The organism is uncultured Desulfovibrio sp. (genome assembly GCF_944324525.1).
Classification (GTDB): Bacteria; Desulfobacterota; Desulfovibrionia; order Desulfovibrionales; family Desulfovibrionaceae; genus Desulfovibrio.
In genome coordinates, this window is record NZ_CALUWS010000042.1 from 1 (window position 1) to 22,402 (window position 22,402).

At 65.1% G+C, this 22,402-nt stretch carries 19 protein-coding genes; 12 read left to right on the top strand and 7 right to left on the bottom strand.

The window, feature by feature from the left end; translation table 11 throughout:
* Positions 1 to 481: 481 nt before the first annotated feature.
* The 3 genes from Q0K12_RS09825 (at position 482) to Q0K12_RS09835 (ending at position 3,861) form a co-directional block, all read left to right on the top strand.
* Positions 482 to 1,633, top strand: coding sequence for a tRNA(5-methylaminomethyl-2-thiouridylate) methyltransferase (locus tag Q0K12_RS09825; protein WP_297262459.1), 1,152 nt, complete (start codon positions 482 to 484; stop codon positions 1,631 to 1,633).
* A gap of 122 nt (positions 1,634 to 1,755) precedes the next feature.
* The gene (dksA, locus tag Q0K12_RS09830; RefSeq protein WP_297262461.1) at positions 1,756 to 2,118 is read left to right on the top strand and encodes an RNA polymerase-binding protein DksA; all 363 of its coding nucleotides are present in this window, start codon (positions 1,756 to 1,758) and stop codon (positions 2,116 to 2,118) included.
* A gap of 111 nt (positions 2,119 to 2,229) precedes the next feature.
* Positions 2,230 to 3,861 carry an NFACT RNA binding domain-containing protein gene (locus Q0K12_RS09835; protein ID WP_297262463.1) on the top strand — a complete coding sequence of 544 codons (1,632 nt, stop codon included), beginning with the start codon at positions 2,230 to 2,232 and terminating at the stop codon, positions 3,859 to 3,861.
* Positions 3,862 to 4,412: 551 nt separating this feature from the next.
* On the opposite strand, the gene gltX is transcribed toward Q0K12_RS09835, so the two are convergent.
* Complete coding sequence (gltX, locus tag Q0K12_RS09840; RefSeq protein ID WP_297262465.1) at positions 4,413 to 5,804, bottom strand: glutamate--tRNA ligase; 1,392 nt, start codon at positions 5,802 to 5,804, stop codon at positions 4,413 to 4,415.
* 380 nt (positions 5,805 to 6,184) lie between these two features.
* Between gltX and argB the strand changes: the two genes are divergently transcribed.
* Positions 6,185 to 6,964: an acetylglutamate kinase gene (argB, locus tag Q0K12_RS09845; protein WP_297262467.1), complete on the top strand. Its 780-nt coding sequence runs from the start codon at positions 6,185 to 6,187 to the stop codon at positions 6,962 to 6,964.
* Between the two features lie 127 nt (positions 6,965 to 7,091).
* Positions 7,092 to 7,883 carry a flagellar biosynthetic protein FliR gene (gene fliR, locus Q0K12_RS09850; protein ID WP_297262469.1) on the top strand — a complete coding sequence of 264 codons (792 nt, stop codon included), beginning with the start codon at positions 7,092 to 7,094 and terminating at the stop codon, positions 7,881 to 7,883.
* 358 nt (positions 7,884 to 8,241) lie between these two features.
* Here the strand turns inward: fliR and Q0K12_RS09855 are convergent, their stop codons facing one another.
* Both Q0K12_RS09855 and nth read right to left on the bottom strand, forming a co-directional pair.
* Positions 8,242 to 9,210, bottom strand: a complete 969-nt coding sequence (locus tag Q0K12_RS09855; protein ID WP_297262472.1) for a chemotaxis protein — start codon at positions 9,208 to 9,210, stop codon at positions 8,242 to 8,244.
* A 97-nt stretch (positions 9,211 to 9,307) separates the two neighbouring features.
* A complete protein-coding gene (gene nth / locus Q0K12_RS09860) occupies positions 9,308 to 10,015 on the bottom strand; it encodes an endonuclease III (protein WP_297262474.1) in 708 nt (235 codons plus the stop codon).
* A 166-nt stretch (positions 10,016 to 10,181) separates the two neighbouring features.
* On the opposite strand from nth, the gene cutA reads away from it, so the two are divergent.
* The 3 genes from cutA (at position 10,182) to Q0K12_RS09875 (ending at position 12,109) form a co-directional block, all read left to right on the top strand.
* Complete coding sequence (gene cutA / locus Q0K12_RS09865) at positions 10,182 to 10,586, top strand: divalent-cation tolerance protein CutA (RefSeq protein WP_297262476.1); 405 nt, start codon at positions 10,182 to 10,184, stop codon at positions 10,584 to 10,586.
* Positions 10,587 to 10,595: 9 nt separating this feature from the next.
* Positions 10,596 to 11,546, top strand: a complete 951-nt coding sequence (locus tag Q0K12_RS09870; protein ID WP_297262478.1) for a carbohydrate kinase family protein — start codon at positions 10,596 to 10,598, stop codon at positions 11,544 to 11,546.
* A gap of 83 nt (positions 11,547 to 11,629) precedes the next feature.
* Complete coding sequence (locus Q0K12_RS09875) at positions 11,630 to 12,109, top strand: YbaK/EbsC family protein (RefSeq protein ID WP_297262480.1); 480 nt, start codon at positions 11,630 to 11,632, stop codon at positions 12,107 to 12,109.
* 227 nt (positions 12,110 to 12,336) lie between these two features.
* Here Q0K12_RS09875 and asnS read toward each other — a convergent pair whose 3' ends face one another.
* Complete coding sequence (gene asnS / locus Q0K12_RS09880) at positions 12,337 to 13,698, bottom strand: asparagine--tRNA ligase (RefSeq protein ID WP_297262482.1); 1,362 nt, start codon at positions 13,696 to 13,698, stop codon at positions 12,337 to 12,339.
* A 294-nt stretch (positions 13,699 to 13,992) separates the two neighbouring features.
* Between asnS and Q0K12_RS09885 the strand changes: the two genes are divergently transcribed.
* Positions 13,993 to 14,472: a hypothetical protein gene (locus tag Q0K12_RS09885; protein ID WP_297262484.1), complete on the top strand. Its 480-nt coding sequence runs from the start codon at positions 13,993 to 13,995 to the stop codon at positions 14,470 to 14,472.
* A gap of 226 nt (positions 14,473 to 14,698) precedes the next feature.
* On the opposite strand, the gene Q0K12_RS09890 is transcribed toward Q0K12_RS09885, so the two are convergent.
* The 3 genes from Q0K12_RS09890 to Q0K12_RS09900 all read right to left on the bottom strand — a co-directional run bounded on the left by Q0K12_RS09890 (position 14,699) and on the right by Q0K12_RS09900 (position 17,703).
* Entirely contained in the window at positions 14,699 to 15,595 is an 897-nt protein-coding gene (locus tag Q0K12_RS09890; RefSeq protein ID WP_297262486.1) for a DNA polymerase III subunit delta', read from the bottom strand.
* A gap of 211 nt (positions 15,596 to 15,806) precedes the next feature.
* The gene (locus Q0K12_RS09895; protein WP_297262488.1) at positions 15,807 to 17,084 is read right to left on the bottom strand and encodes an adenylosuccinate synthase; all 1,278 of its coding nucleotides are present in this window, start codon (positions 17,082 to 17,084) and stop codon (positions 15,807 to 15,809) included.
* 250 nt (positions 17,085 to 17,334) lie between these two features.
* Positions 17,335 to 17,703 (bottom strand): hypothetical protein, encoded by a 369-nt coding sequence (locus tag Q0K12_RS09900; protein WP_297262490.1) that lies wholly within the window; start codon positions 17,701 to 17,703, stop codon positions 17,335 to 17,337.
* A 169-nt stretch (positions 17,704 to 17,872) separates the two neighbouring features.
* On the opposite strand from Q0K12_RS09900, the gene Q0K12_RS09905 reads away from it, so the two are divergent.
* The 3 genes from Q0K12_RS09905 to Q0K12_RS09915 all read left to right on the top strand — a co-directional run bounded on the left by Q0K12_RS09905 (position 17,873) and on the right by Q0K12_RS09915 (position 22,200).
* The gene (locus tag Q0K12_RS09905) at positions 17,873 to 19,153 is read left to right on the top strand and encodes an IMP cyclohydrolase (protein ID WP_297262493.1); all 1,281 of its coding nucleotides are present in this window, start codon (positions 17,873 to 17,875) and stop codon (positions 19,151 to 19,153) included.
* 216 nt (positions 19,154 to 19,369) lie between these two features.
* Positions 19,370 to 21,007 carry a cobyrinate a,c-diamide synthase gene (locus tag Q0K12_RS09910; protein ID WP_297262495.1) on the top strand — a complete coding sequence of 546 codons (1,638 nt, stop codon included), beginning with the start codon at positions 19,370 to 19,372 and terminating at the stop codon, positions 21,005 to 21,007.
* Positions 21,004 to 22,200 carry a glycosyltransferase family 2 protein gene (locus tag Q0K12_RS09915; RefSeq protein ID WP_297262496.1) on the top strand — a complete coding sequence of 399 codons (1,197 nt, stop codon included), beginning with the start codon at positions 21,004 to 21,006 and terminating at the stop codon, positions 22,198 to 22,200. Before Q0K12_RS09910 ends, Q0K12_RS09915 begins: the two co-directional genes overlap by 4 nt.
* Positions 22,201 to 22,402: the final 202 nt, after the last annotated feature.

Below are 22,402 nucleotides of genomic sequence, written 5' to 3' on the forward strand. Positions count from 1 at the left end.
GGTCGCGCTCTGCTGTCGATGCCCGTAAGGCTCCTGCGTCGCCCAACGGGCACGGCCTGCGGCCGCCTTTCGGTCGCGCTCTGCTGTCGATGCCCGTAAGGCTCCTGCGTCGCCCAACGGGCACGGCCTGCGGCCGCCTTTCGGTCGCGCTCTGCTGTCGATGCCCGTAAGGCTCCTGCGTCGCCCAACGGGCACGGCCTGCGGCCGCCTTTCGGTCGCTGCCGGCGCGGGAGGGCCCAGCCTTTTCGCAGCGGAGCGAGAAAAGGCGTTCTCGTCATCCTGCCCCCCAAGCCCCCCATCCCTTCCCCAGCGCGCTTTTATCAGGGGGAAGCGACAGGGGCATGAACCTCCTCACCAAAAGCAAGCGGAACATGTTCCGAGAATTTTCCTTATTCTAAAAATTATTTGTAAAATTTGCGTCAACAGGCCCTGGCCGCCCTTTTCGCTTGCCATCCGGCCCATCCATCCCGTACAAGGCGGCATGCCACACACTCCCGACATGTCCCTCACTCCGCAGGCCATCGTGCTGTTTTCCGGCGGTCTGGACAGCATCCTTGCCGCCAAAGTCCTGGAAGAGCAGGGCCTGCGCGTCCGTTGTCTGCACTGTCACTCTCCCTTTTTCGGCGAGCCTTCCGCCGTCGCCCGCTGGCGGCGGCGCTACGGGCTGGACATCGACACGCTGGACGTCGCCGACGACTTCTGCGCCATGCTGCGCGAGCGGCCCGCGCACGGCTTCGGCAAGACCCTCAATCCCTGCGTGGACTGCAAGATCCTGCTCCTGCGCCGGGCGCGTCAGTATATGGAGGACGTGGGGGCCGCCTTTCTGGCCACGGGCGAAGTGCTCGGCCAGCGGCCCATGTCCCAGCGGCGGGATGTGCTCAATGTCATCCGGCGTGAGGCCGGGGTGGGCGGCATCCTGCTGCGGCCCCTCAGCGCCCGCCTGCTGGACCCGACGCCGATGGAAGAGAACGGCCTCGTGGACAGGGAACGCCTGCCCGCCATCAGCGGCCGCGGCCGCCAGGGCCAGCTTGAACTGGCTCGCCATTTCGGCCTGACGGACATCCCCACCCCCGGCGGCGGCTGCAAGCTGACCGAAAAGGAGAATGCCCGCCGCTACTGGCCCGTGCTCGCCCATATGCCCGCGCCCGACAGCGGCGACTTTGCCCTTGCCAATCTGGGCCGGCAGTTCTGGCACGAGGAGGACGGCCGGCGCTACTGGCTGGCCATCGGCCGCAACAGCGGCGACAATCAGGCCCTGCAGGCCGCCACGCGGCCCGGCGACGCCCGCATATTCCTGGCCGACATCCCCGGCCCGCTGGCCGTGGGGCGGCTGGCCTCCCAATGGCCCGAACATATCCTTGCCGCCGCCGCCGCGCTCATGGCTTCCTATTCCGGACGGGCCGTCCGCGAAGCCGGGGAGGCGGGCACCGTGGGCGTACGGGCGCAGTGGCACACGGCAGAGGGACAGACAGGCAGCTGGCAGGGCAGGGTCATGCCCGCTCGCGAAGGCATCTGGCAGGAACCGCTCTGGGAGCCCGCCCGCGAAGCCATCCGGGCCGAGCAGAAGATCCGCCTGCACGGCGCACCCAGCAGCCCGCAGCCGGAAGGAGAAGAGGAAGCAGGGACAGACTGAGCTTTCCCGTCGGACAGTCTGGCGGCAGAAGGCGGCTTTACAAAGTATCTTTTACCCTGTAAAAGTCGTCAGTTCAGCTTACCCTGACTAGGGAGGCGACAGGTTGCCTCCCGGGAGGTTTCATGGATCACAAGGATTTGGAATTTTTCCGCAATCTGTTGAACCAGATGCTCGAAGAAGCGCAGCAGAAGGGCGACAGCACGCTGGAAGAGATGACCGACAGCAACGAAGTTTTCGCTGACCCGGCCGACCGGGCCACTGCCGAATCGGACCGTTCCTTCACCCTGCGTATCCGCGACCGCGAACGCCGCCTTATCCGCAAAATCCAGTCCGCGCTGCAGCGTATCGAAGACGGCAGCTACGGCATTTGCGAAGAATGTGGGGAAGATATCGGCGTGCCGCGCCTCAAGGCCCGTCCTGTCACCCGACTCTGCATCAACTGCAAGGCCAAGCAGGAAGAAGACGAGACCCTGCGCGGCGATTAGCTTCCCGGGCGGCTGCCGAAGACGGCGGCCGCCCTTTTTTTCGGCAGGGTGCCCCTCCGGGCACTGCCTCTTCCATGATCCGCACCGGCGGCGATCCGCCCTCTACCTCGCATGGACGCACATCTTTTTTCCCGCTTCTGCCGCGCGGCCCTTCCCCGTCTGGAGGGCGCCTGGCTGGAAAAAATCCAGGAGCCCCTTCCCGGGCTCGTCTGCTTCAGTCTGACCCTGCCCAACCGCAAGACGGAACGCAAGGTGCAGCTCTGCCTGTGCGCCCGGCGCAAGGAGCCCTTCCTCTTCCTCACCAGCCGCCGCCTGACGGCCGGGAAAGCGCCTGGCGCGCCTGTCATGCGCTTGCGCAAGTACACGCTCGGCCGCCGCATCGCGGCCTGCGTGCCCCGCTTTGCCGAACGGCAGCTCTGGCTGCTCATGGGCGGGCAGTCGCAGGCTGCGGCGGATGCTCCCGAGGGGACGAGCATCTGGCTGCTGCTGGATCTGCGGGAAGGTCCGGCCCTGCGTTTCTGCAGGCCGGAGGAACAGCCGCAGGAAGACGCTTTGCGCTGGCCTGAGCCGCACGAACTGGCCGAAGCCTGCGCCCGCTGGCAGGAGTGGCCCGTGCTGACCCCGGCCCTGCGCCGGACGCTGCCGCTCTACGATGACCCGCTGGACCGGCAGGCCCTGCTGGAAGATCTGCGCCTCGGGGACGGCGACCTTTTCCTTTACCGCCGCGCCGATGCGCCCGCTGCCGGAGAAACGGCCTGCCGCCTCAGCGCCTGGCCGCTGCCTGCGGCGCTGCTGGGAGCGCAGCCCGAAAGCTGGCAGGAGACATACCGGGAAGACGTGCTGGAAGCCGTGGAAGAGGCCGGGAAACTGCTCGTGCTTGATCCGCTTTCCCGTCAGGCCGCGCAAGCGGCCGCGCTGCCCCTGACTCGCCGTGAGCGCAAGCTCGAACGTCTGCTCGACAAACTCCGGGAAGAGGAAGCCCGCCTTGCGCGCATGTGCGCCGCCCAGCCGGACGCGCTGGCCCTGCAGGAAAACTGCTGGCGCTGGCCCGCCGACTTCCGCGCGGAACGGGTGGAGGTCCCCGCCGGGGCTCACGGCCCTGCACGTACCGTCAGTCTGGACGCGCGCTACAGCCTGCGGGAGAACATGGCCCGCCTTTTCCATACCGCGCGGCGTGGCCGGCGCGGACAGGAGCACCTCGTGGAGCGCCGCCGCCAGCTCGAACAGGAGCTGACCGCCTTGCGGACTGCCCGCGATGCCGCCCAGCGCGGCGGGATCACGGCGGATGCCGTTGCCGAGAATACCCGCCTCCCGCTGCCGCCCAGCGTACCCAAGAACGTCCAGCTCTTTGTGAGCGAGGACGGCTTCGTCCTTCTGCGCGGCCGCGACGCCAAGGGCAATCTGGCGGCACGCAAGCTGGCCGCGCCGCATGACATCTGGCTGCATGCCGACGGCGGCCCCGGTTCGCACGTCATCATCCGCCGCGCTCATGCCGGGCAGACCGTCCCGGACCGTACGCTCGAGCAGGCCGGAGCCCTTGCCGCCAATAAAAGCTGGCTGCGGGATGCCGCCCGCGCCCGTATCCTTTATGCGGAAGTCCGGCACATCCGCGCTCTGCGCGGCGCGGCCCCCGGTACGGTGCGCATGGACAAGATATGGCTTTCCCGGGAAGTGACGGTGGACCCGTCGCTGGAGCTGCGCCTGCTGCCCGGGGAAAGCTCCTCCGCTGAAGCGAAAGGCTAACGCCACGCCCAGCACCTCCCGCCACATCGACGCGCCGCTCCCCTGAAAAGGGGCCTTCTTGTCCTGCCCACGGGGACGAGCCTTTCAGCCTGCCCAAACACACGGGGACTTCTGCAAGAGCAGCCTGCCATGTTTTCACATGAAACATGACGTGAACAGCAGACAAAAACATCTTTCTCAAATAAAACAAAGCAGTTGAATCATTCTTCCCTTGACGGATACCTCCTGTGGCGGCGTTTCCCATTCCCCTTATCCAAGAAGCGGGTTTGAGAGCGTCTCACCTTTGAAAAAGGTGAAACGCGAGGCGGCGGCACGGCGCCGCCCGGCCGAAAGTGAGCGGATCCGCGTTTTTCCGCAAAACGCCAAGCCGTATGGTCTGAACCGCAAAGCGTTTCAAACGGGTAATGCTCTTGGGAAGAGGGGGGAGTTTGAGGGGGAAGAAGCCCCTTTTTGCCGCGAGGGAAAGGGGTTTCTTCCCCCTCACGAAAACGGAAGGGAGGCAGCCCTCTCGGCTCGCCTCCCTTCCGAAAATGCCGGACGTCCGGCAGGGATCAGGCCGCCGCCCGCGCCAGTCGGGCAAGCGTTTCCTCCTTGCCGAGGAAGGCCATGATCTCGGGCAGATGCGGGCCGCCCATGAAGCCCATGAGGGCCGTGCGCAGGGCCGGGGCCACATCCTTGAACTTGAGGCCATTGCCTTCGATATAGCCCTGCAGCGCCGCTTCCAGCGCCTCCTGCGTGAACTCGCCGGCGGCGAAGACCTCGCGCAGGGCGGCCAGATGGCCCTTGCCGGCCTCGGTGAGGTTCTTGGCCGCCGCCTTCTCGTCCAGGGGCAGACTGGCCGCGGGGGTCAGCAGGGGCGCGAAGCTTTCCGCCAGCACCTTGAGGTTGGCGGCCCGCTCACGGAACATGTGGCAGAGCGCTTCCAGGCGGCTGTCATCCAGTCCGCTCATGTCGTATCCGGCCTGTTCGGCAAAGGGGCGCACCAGAGCGGCCAGCTCCGACAGCGGCAGCTCACGCATGAAGTGGGCATTGCACCATTCCAGCTTGGCGGGGTCAAAGGCCGCGGCGGCCGGATTGAGGCTGCTGCCGTCGAAAAACTCGATCAGCTCTTCCTTGGTGAATATCTCCTGATCCCCGTGGGACCAGCCGAGCCGCACGAGATAGTTGACCAGCGCCTGCGGCAGGAGACCGTCGTTCTGGTATTCGATGACCGCCCGCGCGCCGTGTCGCTTGGAAAGCTTCTGGCGGTCAGGGCCGAGGATCATGGGCACATGGCCGAAACGCGGCACGGGCAGGCCCAGCGCCTCATAAATGAGGATCTGACGCGGCGTGTTGGAAACATGGTCATCCCCACGGATGACGTGGGTGATGCCCATCTCGTGGTCATCGACCACCACGGCCATATTGTAGGTGGGCATGCCGTCGGCCCGCCGGATGACCATGTCGTCGAGTTCGCTCACGTCCACGGCGATGGTCCCCTTGACGAGGTCGTCAAAGACCACCTTACCGGCAAGCGGGGCCTTGAGACGGACACAGCGGCCTTCGCCGGGGCCAAGGTTGCGCTCGCGGCAGCAGCCGTTGTAACGGGGCTTGAGCCCCTGCGCCCGGGCCTTCTCGCGCATGGCTTCCACTTCCTCGGGCGTGCAGGAGCACCAGTAGGCGTGGCCGCTTTCCAGCAGCTTGTCCACATACTGATTGTACAGCGCGGTACGCTGGGTCTGGTAGTTGAGGGGACCGTCCCAGTCCAGCCCCAGCCAGCGCATGGAGGCCAGAATGGAGTCCGTGTATTCCTGTTTGGAGCGCAGCAGGTCCGTATCCTCGATGCGCAGATGGAACTGACCGCCGTAGTGGCGGGCCAGCAGCCAGCAGAAGATGGCGGTGCGCGCTCCGCCGATGTGCAGATGTCCGGTGGGACTGGGCGCGAAACGGGTAACCACGTTCATGGGAAATCCTCAGGCGGACACGCCGCCGGAACAGGGTCAGGACGCACGGGCATACCGCCCGCAACATGCTGTTTTTTCGGGCGGCAGGGATGACGGGAAGCAGGGCCGGCAGCCGGGGAGGGCTGCATGGCGCTCTTGCGCTCCCGGCAGGGCCGCCGCGCGGGAAAAGGCAGCTTTGCGGCAGGCGGTCGCATGTGCCCTGACCCTCAGGGTTGCACGAAAAAAAGCTGCCGCCGCGACGGTGGAGTGCCGCAGAGGCTTGGACTATCCTATTTGTTGCGGCAAGGCAATTGCGCTTGCAGGGCGGCGGCCCCGATGCTACACATTTTTTTGCCTGCACGGCAGGCCACGCGGAGGAAATGACAAGCAAGGGAGGCTCTATGTCGCGTACCGTAGTCATCAAATTCGGCGGACACGCCATGGACAAGGAGGCGCTGTGCGCGGCCTTTGCCGAGGATCTGGCCTTCCTCAGCGCCGAGGGCACCCGCTGCGTGGTCGTGCACGGCGGCGGCCCCCAGATCAGCGCCCTGCTGGAGCGCCTGCACATCGAAAGCCGCTTTGAGAACGGCCTGCGCGTCACGGACGAAGCCACCATGCAGGCCGTGGAAATGGTGCTGTGCGGGCAGGTCAACAAGGATGTGGTGCGCCGCTTCGCCGCGCACGGCGTCCGCGCGGCCGGCATTTCCGGCCGGGACGGCGGTCTCTTGCTGGCCTCCGTACGGCAGCCCGCTTTAGGCCGCGTGGGCGAGGTGGACAAGGTGGATCCCGCACTCGTGGAATGCCTGCTGGCCGGAGGCTTCGTGCCCGTGGTCGCGCCCGTAGCCTCGGATGCGGCCGGACAGCCCCTGAACATCAACGCCGATACCGCGGCCGGCGCTCTGGCCGGAGCCCTGCACGCGGACTATTTCGTGCTCATCTCCGACGTGCCCGGCGTGCTGGACGGGGAAAAACGCCTGATCCCCACGCTGGACCGTGCCCGCAGCCAGTCCCTCATGGACGAGGGCGTCATCTGCGGCGGCATGATCCCCAAGGTCGGCTCCTGCCTGCATGCCCTTGATGCCGGCTGCCGCCGGGCGCTCATCCTGGACGGACGCGAACCCGGCAGCCTGCGGCGTTACCTCTATGAGGACGCGCCGCTGGGAACCGTGGTCATGGCCTGATCGATACGGAAAAGGACGCAACGGCCCGCCGCCCGGCGAGCGGAGCGCCCCCCGCGCCGCAGGGAAAACAGGCGGCGACAGCCCTGAAATACGTCCCCTGACAAAAACGGGGCGTCATGATGCCAGCATGAATATTTTTTCTTACGATCCGGCAACCGTGCTCAGCCTGGTGCTCACCATCATGCGGGTGAGCATCGTCATGTTCATGTTGCCCATTTTTTCCACCAACAATATCCCCATCAGCGTCAAGGCGGCCGTTTCGGTCATCTTCACCCTGGGCGTCTGGCCCCACATCTCGGTTTCCGGCGTCGTCATGCCGCAGCATCCTTTCGAGGTGGCGCTCATGCTGCTGGGCGAGGCCGTGCTTGGCCTCGTGCTGGGTATGGCGGTGAACTTCCTGTTCATGGGCATCCAGTCAGGCGGGGAACTGCTCGGCTTCCAAATGGGCTTTACCATGATCAACTTCGCCGACCCCCTCACCGGCAACCAGACCGGCGCAACGGCCTTCTTCATCTGGATGGTGTCCGCCCTGACTTTTCTGGTGCTGGACGGCCACCTCTACATGATACAGGGCTTTGTGGCCAGCTTCCGCATCGTGCCGCCCGGCGGACTGGTTCTGGGGGACGCCGTGCTGGATCAGGTCATCCGCCTTTCGGCCGAGGTGTTCGTGCTGGCGCTCAAGATCGCGGCCCCGGTCATGGTGGCGCTCTTTCTGGTGGAAGTGGCGCTGGGCATGATGGCGCGCACCTCGCCGCAGATCCACATCATGGAATTCGGCTTCCCCATCAAGATCGCGGTGGGCTTCTTTTTCCTGAGCCTGCTGCTCTACATCATGGCCGAACATGTCTCCACCTTCATCCGCGGCATGGAAGGCCTGTTCGTCAACCTCATGCGCATGATGAGCCCGCTCCCGCGTTAGAGCGTTTCACCTTGGAAAAAGGTGAAACGCGCGGATGCCGAATAATCCCGAATACCAAAACGACGCCCCGTACCATTCCCGGTACGGGGCGTCGTTTTGGTACGGTCTGTGCGCAAGGCCCGCCGTCAGGCCGGGGCCATCCGCACGGACAGGGAACGAAAAACGGCTGCTCCGCAATGGGCAGCCGTTATGCCATCCTGCTGTCTCGGCTCCGCCGCCGAAAACGCGACTCGCCGACCAAAGCCATCACGATATGCGCCCCTGCCAGAAAGGCAGGGAAACCTGTGAGAAGCGTTTTTCCGCACAGATGCGGAGCATGCGGGGCAAAGAGGTATTCGTTTGCAATACTTGCAGGAACCTAACCGCCCAGATGGCGGTTGCCGAACTTCTCGGTGATGAGTTCCTTGATGATCTTGTTGAGGCGCGGCAAGTCCGGCTTGGAGACCTGCCTGTCCGCACCGACGCGTTCTCCCTTGGCGCGCAGGGCCTCGGTGATGAGGGAGGAGAAGAGGATGACCGGCATATTCCGCATGCTCGTATCATTGCGGATATGCGCGGTGAGGCTGTGCCCGTCCATGTCCGGCATCTCGATATCCGAGATGACAAGCTGGATCTCGTCGGTCACGGTATGTTCCGTCCCGGCGAACTGATCGCGCAGGCCGCACAGATATTCCCAAGCCTCGTTGCCGTTGGCCTTGTCCGTCACGCGGAAGCCCGACTTCTCCAGCGAAGAGCGGATGATATGCCGCAGGGAGGAAGAGTCGTCCACCACCAGCAGGTGATAATGTCCCGCGCCTTCGATGGGCGTGGTGTCCACTTCCACATGGCTCATGTCCAGCGAAGGGTCGAGGCTGGCGAGGATCTTTTCCATGTCCAGCACGAAGAGGACACGATCCTCGATGCGCAGCACGCTGGTGACGCATTCGCGCGAATAGTTGTGCACATAGGCGTTGGGGGCTTCCATGCGGTCCCAGGTCAGGCGATGGATGCTCGTCACCGACGAGACGAGGAAAGCCGCCTGCACGCCGCAAAATTCCGTCACCAGGACCTTGTTGGTCTCGCTCTGCACGAGCCGCTTGCCGAGCCAGGCCGCCAGATCCACCAGAGGAAGCACCCGCCCGCGCAGATTGAACGTCCCCAGCGAGGAGCAATCGCTGTTGCCGGGCATGTTGGTGATGCTCGGCAGGCGGATGATCTCCAGCACTTTGGCCACGTTGATGCCGTAGTGCCCCGTATAGGTCGAACCGTCAGGCAGTTCTTCCGTCAGGAGGAATTCGATGATTTCCAGCTCGTTGTTCTTGGCTTCAAGCAGGCTGACTTGGCTCATGTACAGACCCTTCCGGTAAAGCGCTTCTGGCTAGCTTATCGTCCGCTTTACAGGCAGCTTAATGGCAGAAAGCAAATTCCCGTATCCCGGCGCAGGTTTATGCGGCGGTCTTTTTGCGGGTGGAGGCCGTCCGGCCGCGCGGCTCGCGCGGGGGTTCCCGCCGGGGGCAGACGCCGGCCAGCTCGCAGTCCGCGCAGCGGGGGGAACGGGCGTGGCAGACATCCCGGCCGAACCAGACCATGCGATGGTTGACGTCCCCCCATTCCGCACGCGGGAAAAGCCGCATGAGGTCCTTCTCCACCGCCACGGGATCGGTCTGGGCGGTCAGCCCCAGCCGGTAGCTGATGCGCTTGACGTGCGTGTCCACCGCCAGCCCCTCATTGAGGCCGAACGCGCCGAACAGCACCACATTGGCCGTCTTGCGCGCCACGCCGGGAAGGGTGATCAGCTCGTCGAGGCGGGCGGGCACCTCCCCGCCGTAGACCTCGCAGACGCGGCGAGCGGCCCCCAGCAGGTTCTTGGCCTTGCTGTGATAAAAGCCGGTGGGGCGGATGACGGATTCCAGTTCTTCCTGCGAGGTCCGCGCCAGTTCCGCCGGGCCGGGCCAGCGCCGGAAGAGTTCGGGCGTGACGGTATTGACGCGCGCATCGGTACACTGAGCCGCCAGCACGGTGGCCACCAGCAGTTCCCAGGCATTGGCGGCCACCAGATGCGTGGCCGGCTGAGGATAGCGTGCCCGCAGGGCGGCAAGGACGGCCTCGGCGCGCGCCAGCGCGCCACGGGGCAGGGATGTTCCGGTACTCATGCGCTTTCTATGCCACAGGCCGTGCGGAGCGACAAGTCATTTGCGGGCAGCGGCCCGCGCCCGCGAACGGCCCCGTGCCGTGGCGGAGCAGGGGAGGCGGCCCTTTTGTTTTGCGGCGCGATATGCTATCGCTCAGTCCACCCTTTTCTGTATGAAGACCCGGATCATGCTGCTTGTCTATGTCACCTTTCCTCAGGAAGGCCGTCTGCGCGACGCGCCCGACGCGACGCAGGCCGCCCCAGAACGCCCGTGCGGCCTTGAGGCCGTCCGCCGGCTGGCCCGCGAGCTCGTGGAAGCCCGGCTGGCCGCGGGCATAAACATCCTGCCCGGCGCGCTCTCCGTCTACCGCTGGCAAGAGGACATCCACGAAGCGGCGGAGCTCGTGCTGCTGGCGCAGGTGAGCAGGGCGGCCTTCGCGGACTTCCGCGCCCATGTGCTGGCCCGCCATCCGCATGACGTGCCCTGCATAACGGCCCTGCCCATCGCGGACGGCAACGCCGCCTTCCTGCGCTGGATCGAGGAAAACAGCCTTCCCTTGCGGCATGGCATCTCCCACCCTCAACCCCTGTAAGGAATTCGCATGGCCATCTACGTTTCCGGCTCTCTGGCCTTTGACCGCATCATGACCTTTGACGGCAACTTTCAGGACCATGTGCTCATGGACAAGCTGCATACGCTCAGCGTGAGCTTCATGGTGGACAATATGAACGAACTGCGCGGCGGCTGCGCGGGCAACATCGCCTACACCCTGGCCCTGCTGGAAGAGAAGCCGCTCATCGTGGCCTCAGCCGGGCGGGACTTTGCGGGCTACGCCGCCGCTCTGGAAGAAATGGGCCTCTCCACCGAGGGCATCCGCCAGGATGCGGACATCTTCACCGCGCTCTGCTACATCACTACCGACCGCAACAACAACCAGATCACCGGCTTCTACCCCGGGGCCATGACCCTGCCCGCCAGCTACGATTTCCCGCATCTCGACCCGGCCAAGGACTGGGCCATCGTCTCTCCCGGCAATCTGGAGGACATGCGCCGCCTGCCGCGCTTCTTCCGGGAAAAGGGCGTCCGCTACATCTATGACCCCGGCCAGCAGCTGCCTGTCCTGAGCGCCGATGACCTGCTGGACGCCATCACCGGCTCCTACGCCTGCGTCACCAACGACTACGAGATCAGCATGGTCTGCAAGACCACCGGCAAGACCGAGGAAGAGCTCCTCCAGCTCACGGGCTGGCTGGTGACCACCCTCGGGGCCAAGGGCCAGCGCATCCGCAACGCGCAGGGCGTGGACGTGCATATCCCGGCCATCCCCTGCGGCGAAGTGAAAGACCCCACCGGCGCGGGCGACAGCCACCGCTCCGGCCTGCTCAAGGGCCTTTCCCGCGGTCTCTCCATGCCGGAAGCGGCCAAGGTGGGCGCGGTGAGCGCCTGCTACGCCATCGAACAGCTCGGCACGCAGGCCCATCGCTTCACCTATGCCGAGTTCCGCCGCCGCTATGAAGAAGCGTTCGGCCCGCTGCCCGCGGAACTGGCCTGATCCGCACACACTGCCGCCCACCTGCGCGCGGGGGAGGGGAGCCCCTGCCCCGCGCGTCCTCCAGCCATGCCAAGGAGCCGCACATGCGCGTAGATGCCGTCAAGGAACAGCTGGCCGCCGCCGGTCTGGCTGACCGGTATCGGGAATTCACCGTCTCCAGCGCCACCGTGGAACTGGCGGCGCAGGCCCTGCAATGCGAACCGGGACGCATCGCCAAGAGCCTTTCCGTCCTGCTCAAGGAAGGCCCGGCCATCATCGTCGTCATGGGGACGGCCCGCCTGGACAACCGCAAGTTCAAGGACCGTTTCCGGCAGAAGGCCGCCTTCATCCCCGGCGCGGACCTGGAACAGCTTGTGGGACATCCGCAGGGCGGCGTCTGTCCCTTTGCCCTGCCCGAGGGCGTCCCGGTCTATCTGGACGAAAGCCTGCGAGCCTTCGATCCGGTCTATCCGGCCGCGGGCGCGCCCAACAACGCCGTGGAACTCCACCTCGACGAGCTGGAACGCCTCACCGGCGGCCAGTGGGTGGACGTCTGCAAGTCGCCCGAGCCTGCGGAAGGGTAGGGGAGTCCAGTCTGACACGCCAAAAGAAGCGGGAGGGCGGCACGAGCCGTCCTCCCGTTTCTCATATCGCATTTTCAGTTTGAAACACTTTGCGTTTCAAACCATACAGTCTGTCATTTCGCGAAAAAACGCGTTTTTCCGCTTGGTTTCGGCCGGGCGGCGCGGTGCCGCCGCCTCGCATTTTGCCTTTTTCAAAGGCGAAATGCCCTATCAGGCAAAGACGTTTCCTAAAATTCCAGACTGCCCGGCGTGCGCGGGAAGGGGATGACGTCGCGGATGTTGGTGATGCCGGTCAGCATCATGAGCAGACGCTCGAAGCCCATCCCGAAGCCCGCATGCGGCGCGGAACCGAAACGCCGCAAATCGAGGTACCACCAGTAATCCTCGGGATTCTGCCCCAGTTCGAGGATGCGCGCTTCCAGACGATCCAGACGTTCTTCGCGCTGCGAACCGCCGATGAGCTCCCCGATGCGCGGCACGAGCACGTCCATGGCCGCCACGGTCTCGCCGTCATCATTGGCGCGCATGTAGAACGCCTTGATCTCCTTGGGGTAGTTGTACACGATGACCGGACGCTGGAAATGCTCTTCAGCAAGATAGCGTTCATGCTCGGTCTGCAGATCCACGCCGAAGGCCACGGGATAGGTGAACTCCCGGCCGCAGTCCTGCAGGATGTTGATGGCCTCGCCGTAGGAACAGCGGGCAAAGGGCTGGCGCAGCATGCCCTGCAGGCGTTCCAGCAGTCCCTTGTCCACAAAGTTGTCAAACAGCTTGAGATCGGTCTCGCAATGCCGCAGGCAGTGCTCCACCACATGACGCGTCAGCCCTTCGCCAAGCTCCATGATGTCTTCCAGCTCGGCAAAGGCCATTTCCGGCTCGATCATCCAGAATTCGGCGGCATGGCGCGGCGTATTGGAGTTCTCGGCCCGGAAGGTGGGGCCGAAGGTATAGACGCGGCCCAGGCCCATAGCCAGGGCCTCGGCTTCCAGCTGGCCGGACACCGTCAGATGGCAGTTGCGGCCGAAGAAGTCTTCCGCCGGGCTGGCCGGGCCGTTGAGCGTCGTCACGCGGAACATCTCCCCGGCCCCTTCGCAGTCCGAGCCCGTGAGGATGGGCGTATGCACCCAGGCGAAGCGCCGTTCATGGAAAAAGTCGTGCACGGCCCGCGCCGCTTCGGAACGGATGCGGAACGCGGCGCCATACTTGTTCGTACGCGTCCGCAGGTGGGCGATGGTGCGCAAAAATTCGTCCGAATGCCGCTTTTTCTGCAGCGGGAAAGTCTCCGGATCAGCGCCGCCGAAGACCTGTATGGCCACGGCGCGGATCTCCCACTGCTGCCCCTTGCCCGGAGAGGCCACCAGCTCGCCGCTGACGGAGAGCGCCGCGCCGGTGGACGCCTCGCCAAGACCGGCGTGCGCCGCGGTCCCCGCATCCACGATGCATTGGATATTGGTCAGGCATGAGCCGTCATTGACTTCCACGAAGCTGAAGTCCTTGGCATCACGCCGGGTGCGTATCCAGCCGCAAATGGTGATCTCGCGCTGCGGCGCCGTGGCGGCCAGCGCATCGACGACGAGTGTACGTTGCATAATCTCTTGCCCTGTTTGAAAAAGATGAATGAAATAACGCCTCCGCCTCGCCCCCGCCGACAGAGCGGTACGGCATGTGGCCCCAGCCGGGGAACATGCCGCCACAGACGCCGATCTGCCCCAAACGGGCGGGCATGCCGAACATGTACCCTGAAAGGAGGCGCGCCACAACCGCCAGCCAGACGGCAAAAATGCCGTATACGCGGGACTTGGCATTTTTCAAGACTTTATCTACCATTTGTCTACATTACATGCTGCCGGGCAGGACCGCTGCCCCACCGGAAGGAGAATGCCATGAAAAAACTCTGTACCGCCCTTGCCCTGCTGTGCCTGCTCTGCGGCGGCTCCCTCACCACCACGGCGCTGGCCGCCCAGGCCGATCAGGCGGGCAAGGCCCAGCCCGACAAGCCCGCCAAGACGGACGCCCGCGTCACGGCCGTGACGGTCATCGCCGAAGGGACGGACAGCATCGGCGCCAAGCTGGTGACCGGCCTCAAGGAAGCCTTCAACCAGAGCAACCTTTTCGCCCTCAATGAAAAGGACGAGCCCAAGCTCCAGCTGCTGGTCACCACCCAGCCGGAATTCCCCAGCCGCCCCAATGTGGGTTCCGTGTATTCTGTCTGCTGGGTCTTCAAGCAGGGTGAAGGCTATCTGGGCTTCTTGCTGGCCCGCGAACTGGGCACCATCAACAGCGAGGACATCGACGCGCTGGTGGCCAAACTCGTGGAACGCTCGGACGGTATCGCCGTCAAGTACGGCAACCTCTGGAAATAGAACGTATTGCCTTTAAAAAAAGCGGAACGCGAGACGGCGGCACAGCGCCGCCCGGCCCAAACTGAGCGGCAAAACCGCGTTTTTTCCGCGAAACGCCAGACCGCATGGCTTGAAACGTGAAGCGTTACAAGCTGAAAATGTTCTCGTCGGGACGACAACACAAAAAGGGCTCCTTCCTGCAAGGAGCCCTTTTTGTGCTTGAGAAGCAAAGAAACAGACCGGCAGCTCAGACGCCGCCATGCCGCAGAGCATAGAGGCGGGCCGCGAGGGCTTCCAGGATGCGGGCCGGCCCCACGGCAAAGGTCAGCGCCTCCTGCGCCTCGGCAAGCCAGCGGCCGCACAGGGCACGGGCGGGAACATCAAGGGCGGCGAGCGCCATGTCCAGCGGATCGTCCACATCTTCTCGTCCGGCCAGGACGCGCCCGAGCGATTTCTGACAGGCAAGGAAAATGCGCCCGGCAAGGGCGGCATCCAGCGCATTACGGGCGCTCGTGCGCTCGAACAGGCCGCGACCGCTGCGCAGGAATTCGCCCAGGGCCTCTTCCCAGGGCCGCAATTCAGGGTCACGGACCGAACTGTCCGGCCAGGGCAGGGTAAGGCAGAGCGCGCGGGAGACCAGCGTGGGCAGGAGCTGCTCCCGCTGCGCGCACAGCAGGACGAAGCGGGTGGAGGGCAACGGCTCTTCCAGACTTTTCAGCAGGGCATTGGCCGCCTCGTCCCGGGCAAGGGTCAGCCCGGCCAGCATGACCACCCGGTAACCCGGCCCGTGCGGCGCATCCCGCAGGCGGCTTTTGAGCTCGCGCACGCGCTCCATGTTGAAGGCCCGGACAAGGCCGGGGTTCTCCTCATCGTCCTTGTTGCTGATGCGTCCGTCGTAGGCAAGGATATCCAGATGCTCGCCGGCGGCGACCTGACGGCAGACCGTGCAGGAACAGCAGGGCGCGGACGCCTCGGGGCACTTCAGGCGGCAGGCCCACCAGCGGGCCAGGGCAAGGCGCTGGGCCTCGCTGCCGCCCTCCAGCAGCAGCACCTGCGGCGGCTGTTCGCCCAGACGCCGCAGACGCTCCAGCAGCAGAGAAAGGCCGTCTCCGGCAAGCTCGGGAAAAAGGGCGGATGTCGTCATGGTCCCCCTGAGAGAGCATTTTCCGTTTGGAATGCTGCGCGTTTCAAACCATACGCGGCTTGTCGTTTGGCGGAAAAAGGCGATTTTCCGCGTGGTTTGGGCCGGGCGGCGTTGTGCCGCCGCCTCGCGTTTTATCTTTTTCAAAGGCAAAACGCTCTAAAAAACAAAGGCCCGGCAGACATCCTGCCGGGCCGACAAGGCAAATGCAAAATTAACGGACGATGGTCGCCCGGCGATCCGGCCCCACGGAGACCATACTGATCCGCACGCCGGCAAGCTCCTCGATGCGCTCCACATAGCGGCGCACGCTTTCCGGCAGCTGCGCAAATTCCGTGCAGCCGCTGATGTCCTGCTCAAAGCCCGGCAGTTCCTCATAAATGGGCCGCACGCGGGCCAGCTCGCCTTCACCCTGCGGCATGTAATCAAGCCGCTTGCCGTCCAGCTCATAGGCCACGCAGATCTGCAGAGCGGGCAGGCCCTGCAGCACGTCCAGCTTGGTGAGGGCGATCTCCGTCAGGCTGTTGAGGCGCACGGTCTCGCGCAGCACCACGGCATCAAGCCAGCCGCAGCGGCGCGGACGTCCGGTGGTGGCCCCGAATTCATGCCCCTGCGCCCGCAGGTAACTGCCGGTATCGTCTTCCAGTTCCGTGGGGAAGGGGCCGGAACCCACGCGGGTGCTATAGGCCTTGACGATACCCACGATGCGATGCAGGGCGTGGGGACCGGTGCCGCTGCCCGCCGCGGCGGAGCTGGCGACCGTGTTGGAGGACGTCACAAAGGGATAGGTGCCGTGGTCGATATCCAGATGGATGCCCTGCGCGCCCTCGAAAAGCACCACCTGCCCCTTGGCCTGAGCATCGGCGACGGCGGCGGAAACGTCGGTGAGGTAGGGCGTCAGACGGGCCGCCTGCGCCAGCAGCGAATCAAGGACGCTGTTTTCGTCCACGGGCTCGAATTTGTAGAGCTCCTTCAGGAGCACATTCTTCTCCAGCAGGGCGAAGCGGACTTTTTCGCGCAGCAGGTCGGGCTGCGTCAGATCCCCGGCACGCACGCCGATGCGCGCCACCTTGTCCTCATAGCAGGGGCCGATGCCGCGCCCGGTGGTGCCGATCTTCTTGCCGGCGCGCTTGGCTTCGCGCGCCTGGTCGATCACCTTGTGGTAGGGCAGGATGAGATGCGTCTTGGGGCTGATGCCCAGCCGGGCGGGGCTCACATCCACGCCCTTGGCGGACAGCGCGTCCACTTCCTTGAGAAAGACCTCGGGATCAAGCACCACGCCGTTACCGATAAGGCAGGTCTTGCCCTCATGCAGGATGCCGGAGGGGATCAGATGCAGGATGGTCTCCTTGCCGTCCACCTTGATGGTGTGCCCGGCATTGTTGCCGCCCTGAAAGCGAACGATGAGATCGCTTTCCGCGCTGAGCATATCAACAATCTTGCCCTTACCCTCGTCGCCCCACTGGGCGCCGATGATGACGATATTAGCCATATTCTGTCCGTCCTCCCCATACTCACGCTGTCAGATTGTGCGCACGACACACAAAATTTTTTCTTAGCTTTTCCGGACCGTCAAGTCAAACCGGCCTTGCCTGATCCAAAGCATTTTCCGTTTGAAACGCTGCGCGTCCCAAACCATACGGCCTGGCGTTTCGCGGGCAAACGCGGTTTTTCCGCTCACTTTGGGCCGGGCGGCGCTGTGCCGCCGCCTCGCGTTTCACCTTTTTCAAAGGTGAAACGCTCTATTTTTCATCCTTGCCGGGCAGGGTGAAAGCCAGGACGCGGCAGGGCCGCTTGGGCGCGGCGTCGCCGGGGGCGGACTCGGGAGCCTTGCGGCCGGGCGTTTCCAGCTTGAAGAGGGGGCCGAGCTTTTCCGGGGCGGGCTTGTTGTCGCTGCCCTCGGAACGGACCTGCCGGGCCCAGTAGTAGTTGAAGAGCTGATTCTTCATGCGCTTGGCTTCGATGAGCGCGAAAATGAGTACGGCCTCCTCCCAGCGCTGGGTCGGCTCAAACCGACTGGCCTGGGTGGCGTATTTGCTCCAGAGCGCCGTAAGGGATGCCTCATCGATGGCGTCGAGCTGTCGGGCAAGGCGGGCAAGCAACTTCTCCATAACATCCTCCAGCGCCCTCTTGTACGGCCTTGCGGAGCCGGCGTCAAATGGGCGTCCCGTGCCGGACTGGCAAGCGGGGGACCTTTCTGCTATGGTGCGGCCTCACGCGGAACGACGGCGGCGCTGTGCCGCCCGCGCCGCACTGCCACCGTTTTCTGCTGGAGGAAGCATGACGCGAGATCTCAAGGCCATGTACCGGGACGTTCAGAAAGACGCCTTCCCCGATTCCATGACCATTCTGCTGGGTGAGGAAAAGCTCGTTTACAAAAAGCGGACATGGACCCTGGACGGCGAGGAAAAAGGCCTGCGTTACGGGGAGAACCCCGACCAGCCCGCGGCCCTCTACGAGCTGGTGGACGGCGGCATCACCTGCGGCGGCCTGCGCTGGCGCGGGCCCGGACAGGGCATCGTCTCTTCCCTGACCGAAGCCCAGATGATCCAGGCGGGCAAGCACCCCGGCAAGACCAACCTCACGGACGTGGACAACGGCGCCAATATCCTCCAGTACCTTTCGGAACGGCCCGCGGCCGTCATCCTCAAGCACAACAATCCCTGCGGCGCGGCCTGGGCCGAAGAGGGCGTCGCCACGGCGCTGGATCGCGCCTTCTGGTGCGACCGCATCGCGGCCTTCGGGGGAGCCGTCGTCGTCAACCGGCCCTTCACTCGTGAGGCGGCGGAAATGGTGGCGGCCAATTATTTTGAGGTGGTGGCGGCCCCGGCCTTCGAGGAAGGCGTGGTGGACATCCTCAAGACCCGCAAGAACCTGCGCATCATGGAACTGCCCGGACTGGCCCGCCTCGACGAGCTGACGCAGTCGGCCTTCCTCGACATCAAGAGCCTGGCCGACGGCGGCATCGTGGTGCAGAAATCCTTCGTCAACCGCATTTTGCAGGATGCGGACTTCCTCCCGGCGCAGGCCACGGACAAAAACGGCCTCAGCGTCACGGCCCGCACGCCCAGCCCGGCGGAGATGGCCGATTTGCGCTTTGCCTGGGCCGTGGAGGCGGGCGTCACCTCCAATTCGGTCATCTATGCCCGCAACGGGGCCACGGTGGCCATCGGCACCGGCGAACAGGACCGCGTGGGCTGCGTGGAGCTGGCCGCCCACAAGGCCTATACCAAGTATGCCGACGTGCTGGCCTTCCGCGAGCAGGGGCTTTCCCTCTATGAACTGCAGCAGAAAGCCGCCACGGACGCCGGCCTGCGCGAAGCGCTGGACGACATCCAGCGCCGCACGAAGGAGGCCCGCGGCGGCCTGCCCGGCTCGGTGCTGGTCTCCGACGGTTTCTTCCCCTTCCGGGACGGCGTGGACGCCGCCATGCAGCACGGCATCACGGCCATCGCCCAGCCCGGCGGTTCCCTGCGGGACACGGAAGTCATCATGGCCTGCAATGAAGCCGATCCGCAAGTGGCTATGGTCTTTACCGGACAGCGCTCCTTCCGGCATTAAAGCCTGTTGTCGCTCTCGCTATTTGCTCTGGGGGGAAGGGCTTCCCTTCCCCTCACATCCCCATCCTTTCCCAGCACGCTTTTTTCCGGCGGCAAGCTCCCAACAGCCCGTTTCGAGGCAGCACGCCGCAATCACGGAAAAAGTCTGCGTGCCTGCCGCTCGCAAGCGGACGACTGACGGCCATCACTTCTCCCATGAACGGCACAGGAGCCCTCAGTGAAACAGCCCTCCCCGTCTCCAGTCCTTTCCGGTACGCCTGACGTAGCGGCATTGTCCGTCCCCACGCCCCGCCTCTGCATCTCCGCCGTTTCCGGCGGCGGCGGCAAGACCCTCCTGTCGCTGGGGCTGGGCCGCTGCTGGCGCAAAGCCGGTCTGCGGGTACAGCCTTTCAAGAAAGGCCCTGACTATATCGACGCGGCCTGGCTCACACAGGCAACGGGCCGCCCGGCCTGCAATCTGGACCCCTTTTTCCTGTCCGCCGAAAAACTGCGCCTGCTCTTTGCCGAGCGCACAGGGCACGGCTTCCCGGCCGGGGAGCCCGATCCCGCCACGCCCGCCGCGCAGCTTCCGGCGGATGTGGCCCTGCTGGAAGGCAACCGGGGCCTGTTCGACGGCATGGATGTACAAGGAAGCTGTTCCACGGCGGAGCTGGCCCGCATGCTCGCCTGCCCCGTCCTGCTCAGTCTCAACTGTACCAAGATGACGCGCACCGCCGCGGCCGTCGTCGCCGGACTGGCGCATTTCGAGCCTGGTCTGCGGTTTGCGGGCGTCATCCTGGGACAGACGGCCTCCTCCCGGCACGAGGACATCCTCCGCCGAACCATCGAGACCTATACGGACATCCTCGTGCTGGGCAGTCTGCCGCGCCAGCGGCGCAATCCCCTGCCCGAGCGCCACATGGGCCTTGCCACATTGAGCGGCGACGCCTTTTCTCCAGAGACGGAAACCCTGCTGGATCAACTGGCGGAACTGGTGCGCGCGCATGTGGATGTGAACGCCGTACTGGACGCCGCCCGCCGTGCGCCCGCGCTGGAGATCCCCTTGCCGGCGGACTGCGCCAGCGCCGGGGAAACCCTCTATGCCGCCCCACGGACGGAAGGACTCCCCGCTTCCGACGACGGGCATTTTGCTTCCCGTGAAACATTTTCCGCAGGACATGCGACCACGACAAGGACATCCGCTCCCATCGAAGACAGCGCACGTCCCCGCATCGGCTATGTCCATGATGCGGCCTTCTGGTTCTACTATCCTGAGAATCTGGAAGCCTTGCGCCGGGCGGGCGCGGAACTCTTTCCCGTGAGCCTGCTGGCGGCAGCGGACTGGCCCGAACTGGACGGCCTCTATCTGGGAGGCGGCTTTCCCGAAGACTTTGCCGGTCAGCTTGCGGACTCGCCCGCCGTCCGCCGGCTGCCGCAACTGGTCGCACAGGGGCTGCCCGTCTATGCCGAATGCGGCGGCTTCATGGTGCTGGCCGAGGCCATCGAACGGGACGGCATCCGCTATGCCATGATCGGCGTTTTCCCGGTCTGCGCCCAGTTCTGCCCGCGCCCGCAGGGACTGGGCTATGTGGAGGCGCGCGTCACGGCGGAAAATCCCTACTTTCCTCTGGGAAGCCGCCTGCGCGGCCATGAATTCCACTATTCCCGCTGCATCGGCGGGGACACGGCCGCCCTGCCCCCCGCCTCGGCCCTGACGCTGGACAAAGGCACGGGCATGGGGCAGAGCCGCGACGGGCTGGTACGGGGGAATGTCTGGGCCTCGTATCTCCATATCTTTGCCCCGGCCGTCCCGCAGTGGGCCCCGCGCTTTACGGCGCTGGCCGCCGCGTACCGGCGGGAAAGGGAAAACGCATGACCATTTCCTGCATCATCCCGGCCTGGAACCTCTGGGAGACAACGTGCGCCTGTCTGCTCTCGCTGGCGGAGCACAGCCAAGGCGAGGACATACAGGTCATCGTGGTGGACAACGGCTCCACGGACGCCACTCGCGAGGCGCTGGCTCCGCTGGGGGAACAGCTTTTCGGCGCGCGCTTCACGGCGCTGCGCCTGCCGGAGAACCAGGGCTTTGCCCGCGGCTGCAATGCCGGGGCCCGTGCCGCCGCCGGTGAGGCGCTCTTTTTCGTCAACAACGACATCACGTTCACGCCCGGCTGGCTGCCTCCGCTGCGCGAGGCCCTGGCCCTGCCGCATGTCGTGGCCGTGGGGCCGCTGCTGCTCTATCCAGACGGGAGCTGCCAGCACTGCGGCGTCAGCTTCAGCCCGCTCTACACGCTTTGCCATCTGTACGAGGGCTTTCCGGGCGATCACCCCGCGCTACGGCGCGTCCATCCGCTGCAGGCGCTCACCGGAGCGGCGCTCCTGCTGCCGCGCACGCGCTTTCTGGAAGCGGGCGGCTTCCATGAAGGCTACAACAACGGTTACGAAGACCTGGATCTCTGCCTGAGCCTGCACAGCGGCGGCGGCAAGCTGCGGCTTGCGGGACAAAGCCAGCTTTACCATCACACCAGCCGGACGCCGGGCCGCTTCGACCGCGACAGGGAGAACGCCACCCTCTTTTCCTCCCGCTGGGGAGGAAAGATACAGCCCGATCTGCATATACAGGCGGCGGTGGACGGCTATGAAGTGCGCTTGGGCCCCACAGGCAGGACATACGTCACCCTGCCCCCCGCCCGGACGAAAGCGCTGGAGGCTGACGCGACCATGACGGCACAGGACTGCGCTCGCCATCTACGGGAAGAACCGCTCTGGCCGGGCGGCTATCTGCGCCTGGCTGCTCTGCTCGATCAGCAGGGAGAAACGACGCAGGCACTGGAGGTCTTGCAACGCGCGGCCCGCTTTTTCCCCTTGCCGGACATCTGGCAGCCGCTGCATCGCCTGGCCCTGCGCTGCGGGCAAACGGAACTGGCGGCAAGTGTGGCGCAGGAGGCCGGCGACGACCCGGCCAGAAAACGGCCGCTCATACAACGCTACTGGCAGAAGGCGCGTCGCAGCCGTCAGGCTCCGCTGGCTGCCATTTACGAACGCTGGCTGAAGGAAAACCCTGCCTAAGGGCCTGTTGACATTCTTTGCTATCTGTTTTGGGAGAAGGGGAACCCCTCGTTCTGCTGTCGATGCCCGTAAGGCTCCTGGGTCGCCTAACGGGCACGGCCCTCCGGGCCGCCATTCGGTCGCGCTCTGCTGTCGATGCCCGTAAGGCTCCTGGGTCGCCTAACGGGCACGGCCCTCCGGGCCGCCATTCGGTCGCGCTCTG

Excerpts from the sequence above, each read along its gene's own strand:
- Q0K12_RS09885 (WP_297262484.1), top strand. The coding sequence starts at position 13,993 with ATGAAAAAACTCTGTACCGCCCTTGCCCTGCTGTGCCTGCTCTGCGGC.
- Q0K12_RS09900 (WP_297262490.1), bottom strand. The coding sequence starts at position 17,703 with ATGGAGAAGTTGCTTGCCCGCCTTGCCCGACAGCTCGACGCCATCGAT.
- dksA (WP_297262461.1), top strand. The coding sequence starts at position 1,756 with ATGGATCACAAGGATTTGGAATTTTTCCGCAATCTGTTGAACCAGATG.
- Q0K12_RS09825 (WP_297262459.1), top strand. The coding sequence starts at position 482 with ATGCCACACACTCCCGACATGTCCCTCACTCCGCAGGCCATCGTGCTG.
- fliR (WP_297262469.1), top strand. The coding sequence starts at position 7,092 with ATGAATATTTTTTCTTACGATCCGGCAACCGTGCTCAGCCTGGTGCTC.
- gltX (WP_297262465.1), bottom strand. The coding sequence starts at position 5,804 with ATGAACGTGGTTACCCGTTTCGCGCCCAGTCCCACCGGACATCTGCAC.
- Q0K12_RS09855 (WP_297262472.1), bottom strand. The coding sequence starts at position 9,210 with ATGAGCCAAGTCAGCCTGCTTGAAGCCAAGAACAACGAGCTGGAAATC.
- Q0K12_RS09870 (WP_297262478.1), top strand. The coding sequence starts at position 10,596 with ATGGCCATCTACGTTTCCGGCTCTCTGGCCTTTGACCGCATCATGACC.
- argB (WP_297262467.1), top strand. The coding sequence starts at position 6,185 with ATGTCGCGTACCGTAGTCATCAAATTCGGCGGACACGCCATGGACAAG.
- Q0K12_RS09835 (WP_297262463.1), top strand. The coding sequence starts at position 2,230 with ATGGACGCACATCTTTTTTCCCGCTTCTGCCGCGCGGCCCTTCCCCGT.
- Q0K12_RS09905 (WP_297262493.1), top strand. The coding sequence starts at position 17,873 with ATGACGCGAGATCTCAAGGCCATGTACCGGGACGTTCAGAAAGACGCC.
- cutA (WP_297262476.1), top strand. The coding sequence starts at position 10,182 with ATGCTGCTTGTCTATGTCACCTTTCCTCAGGAAGGCCGTCTGCGCGAC.
- Q0K12_RS09875 (WP_297262480.1), top strand. The coding sequence starts at position 11,630 with ATGCGCGTAGATGCCGTCAAGGAACAGCTGGCCGCCGCCGGTCTGGCT.
- Q0K12_RS09915 (WP_297262496.1), top strand. The coding sequence starts at position 21,004 with ATGACCATTTCCTGCATCATCCCGGCCTGGAACCTCTGGGAGACAACG.
- Q0K12_RS09895 (WP_297262488.1), bottom strand. The coding sequence starts at position 17,084 with ATGGCTAATATCGTCATCATCGGCGCCCAGTGGGGCGACGAGGGTAAG.
- nth (WP_297262474.1), bottom strand. The coding sequence starts at position 10,015 with ATGAGTACCGGAACATCCCTGCCCCGTGGCGCGCTGGCGCGCGCCGAG.
- Q0K12_RS09890 (WP_297262486.1), bottom strand. The coding sequence starts at position 15,595 with ATGACGACATCCGCCCTTTTTCCCGAGCTTGCCGGAGACGGCCTTTCT.
- asnS (WP_297262482.1), bottom strand. The coding sequence starts at position 13,698 with ATGCAACGTACACTCGTCGTCGATGCGCTGGCCGCCACGGCGCCGCAG.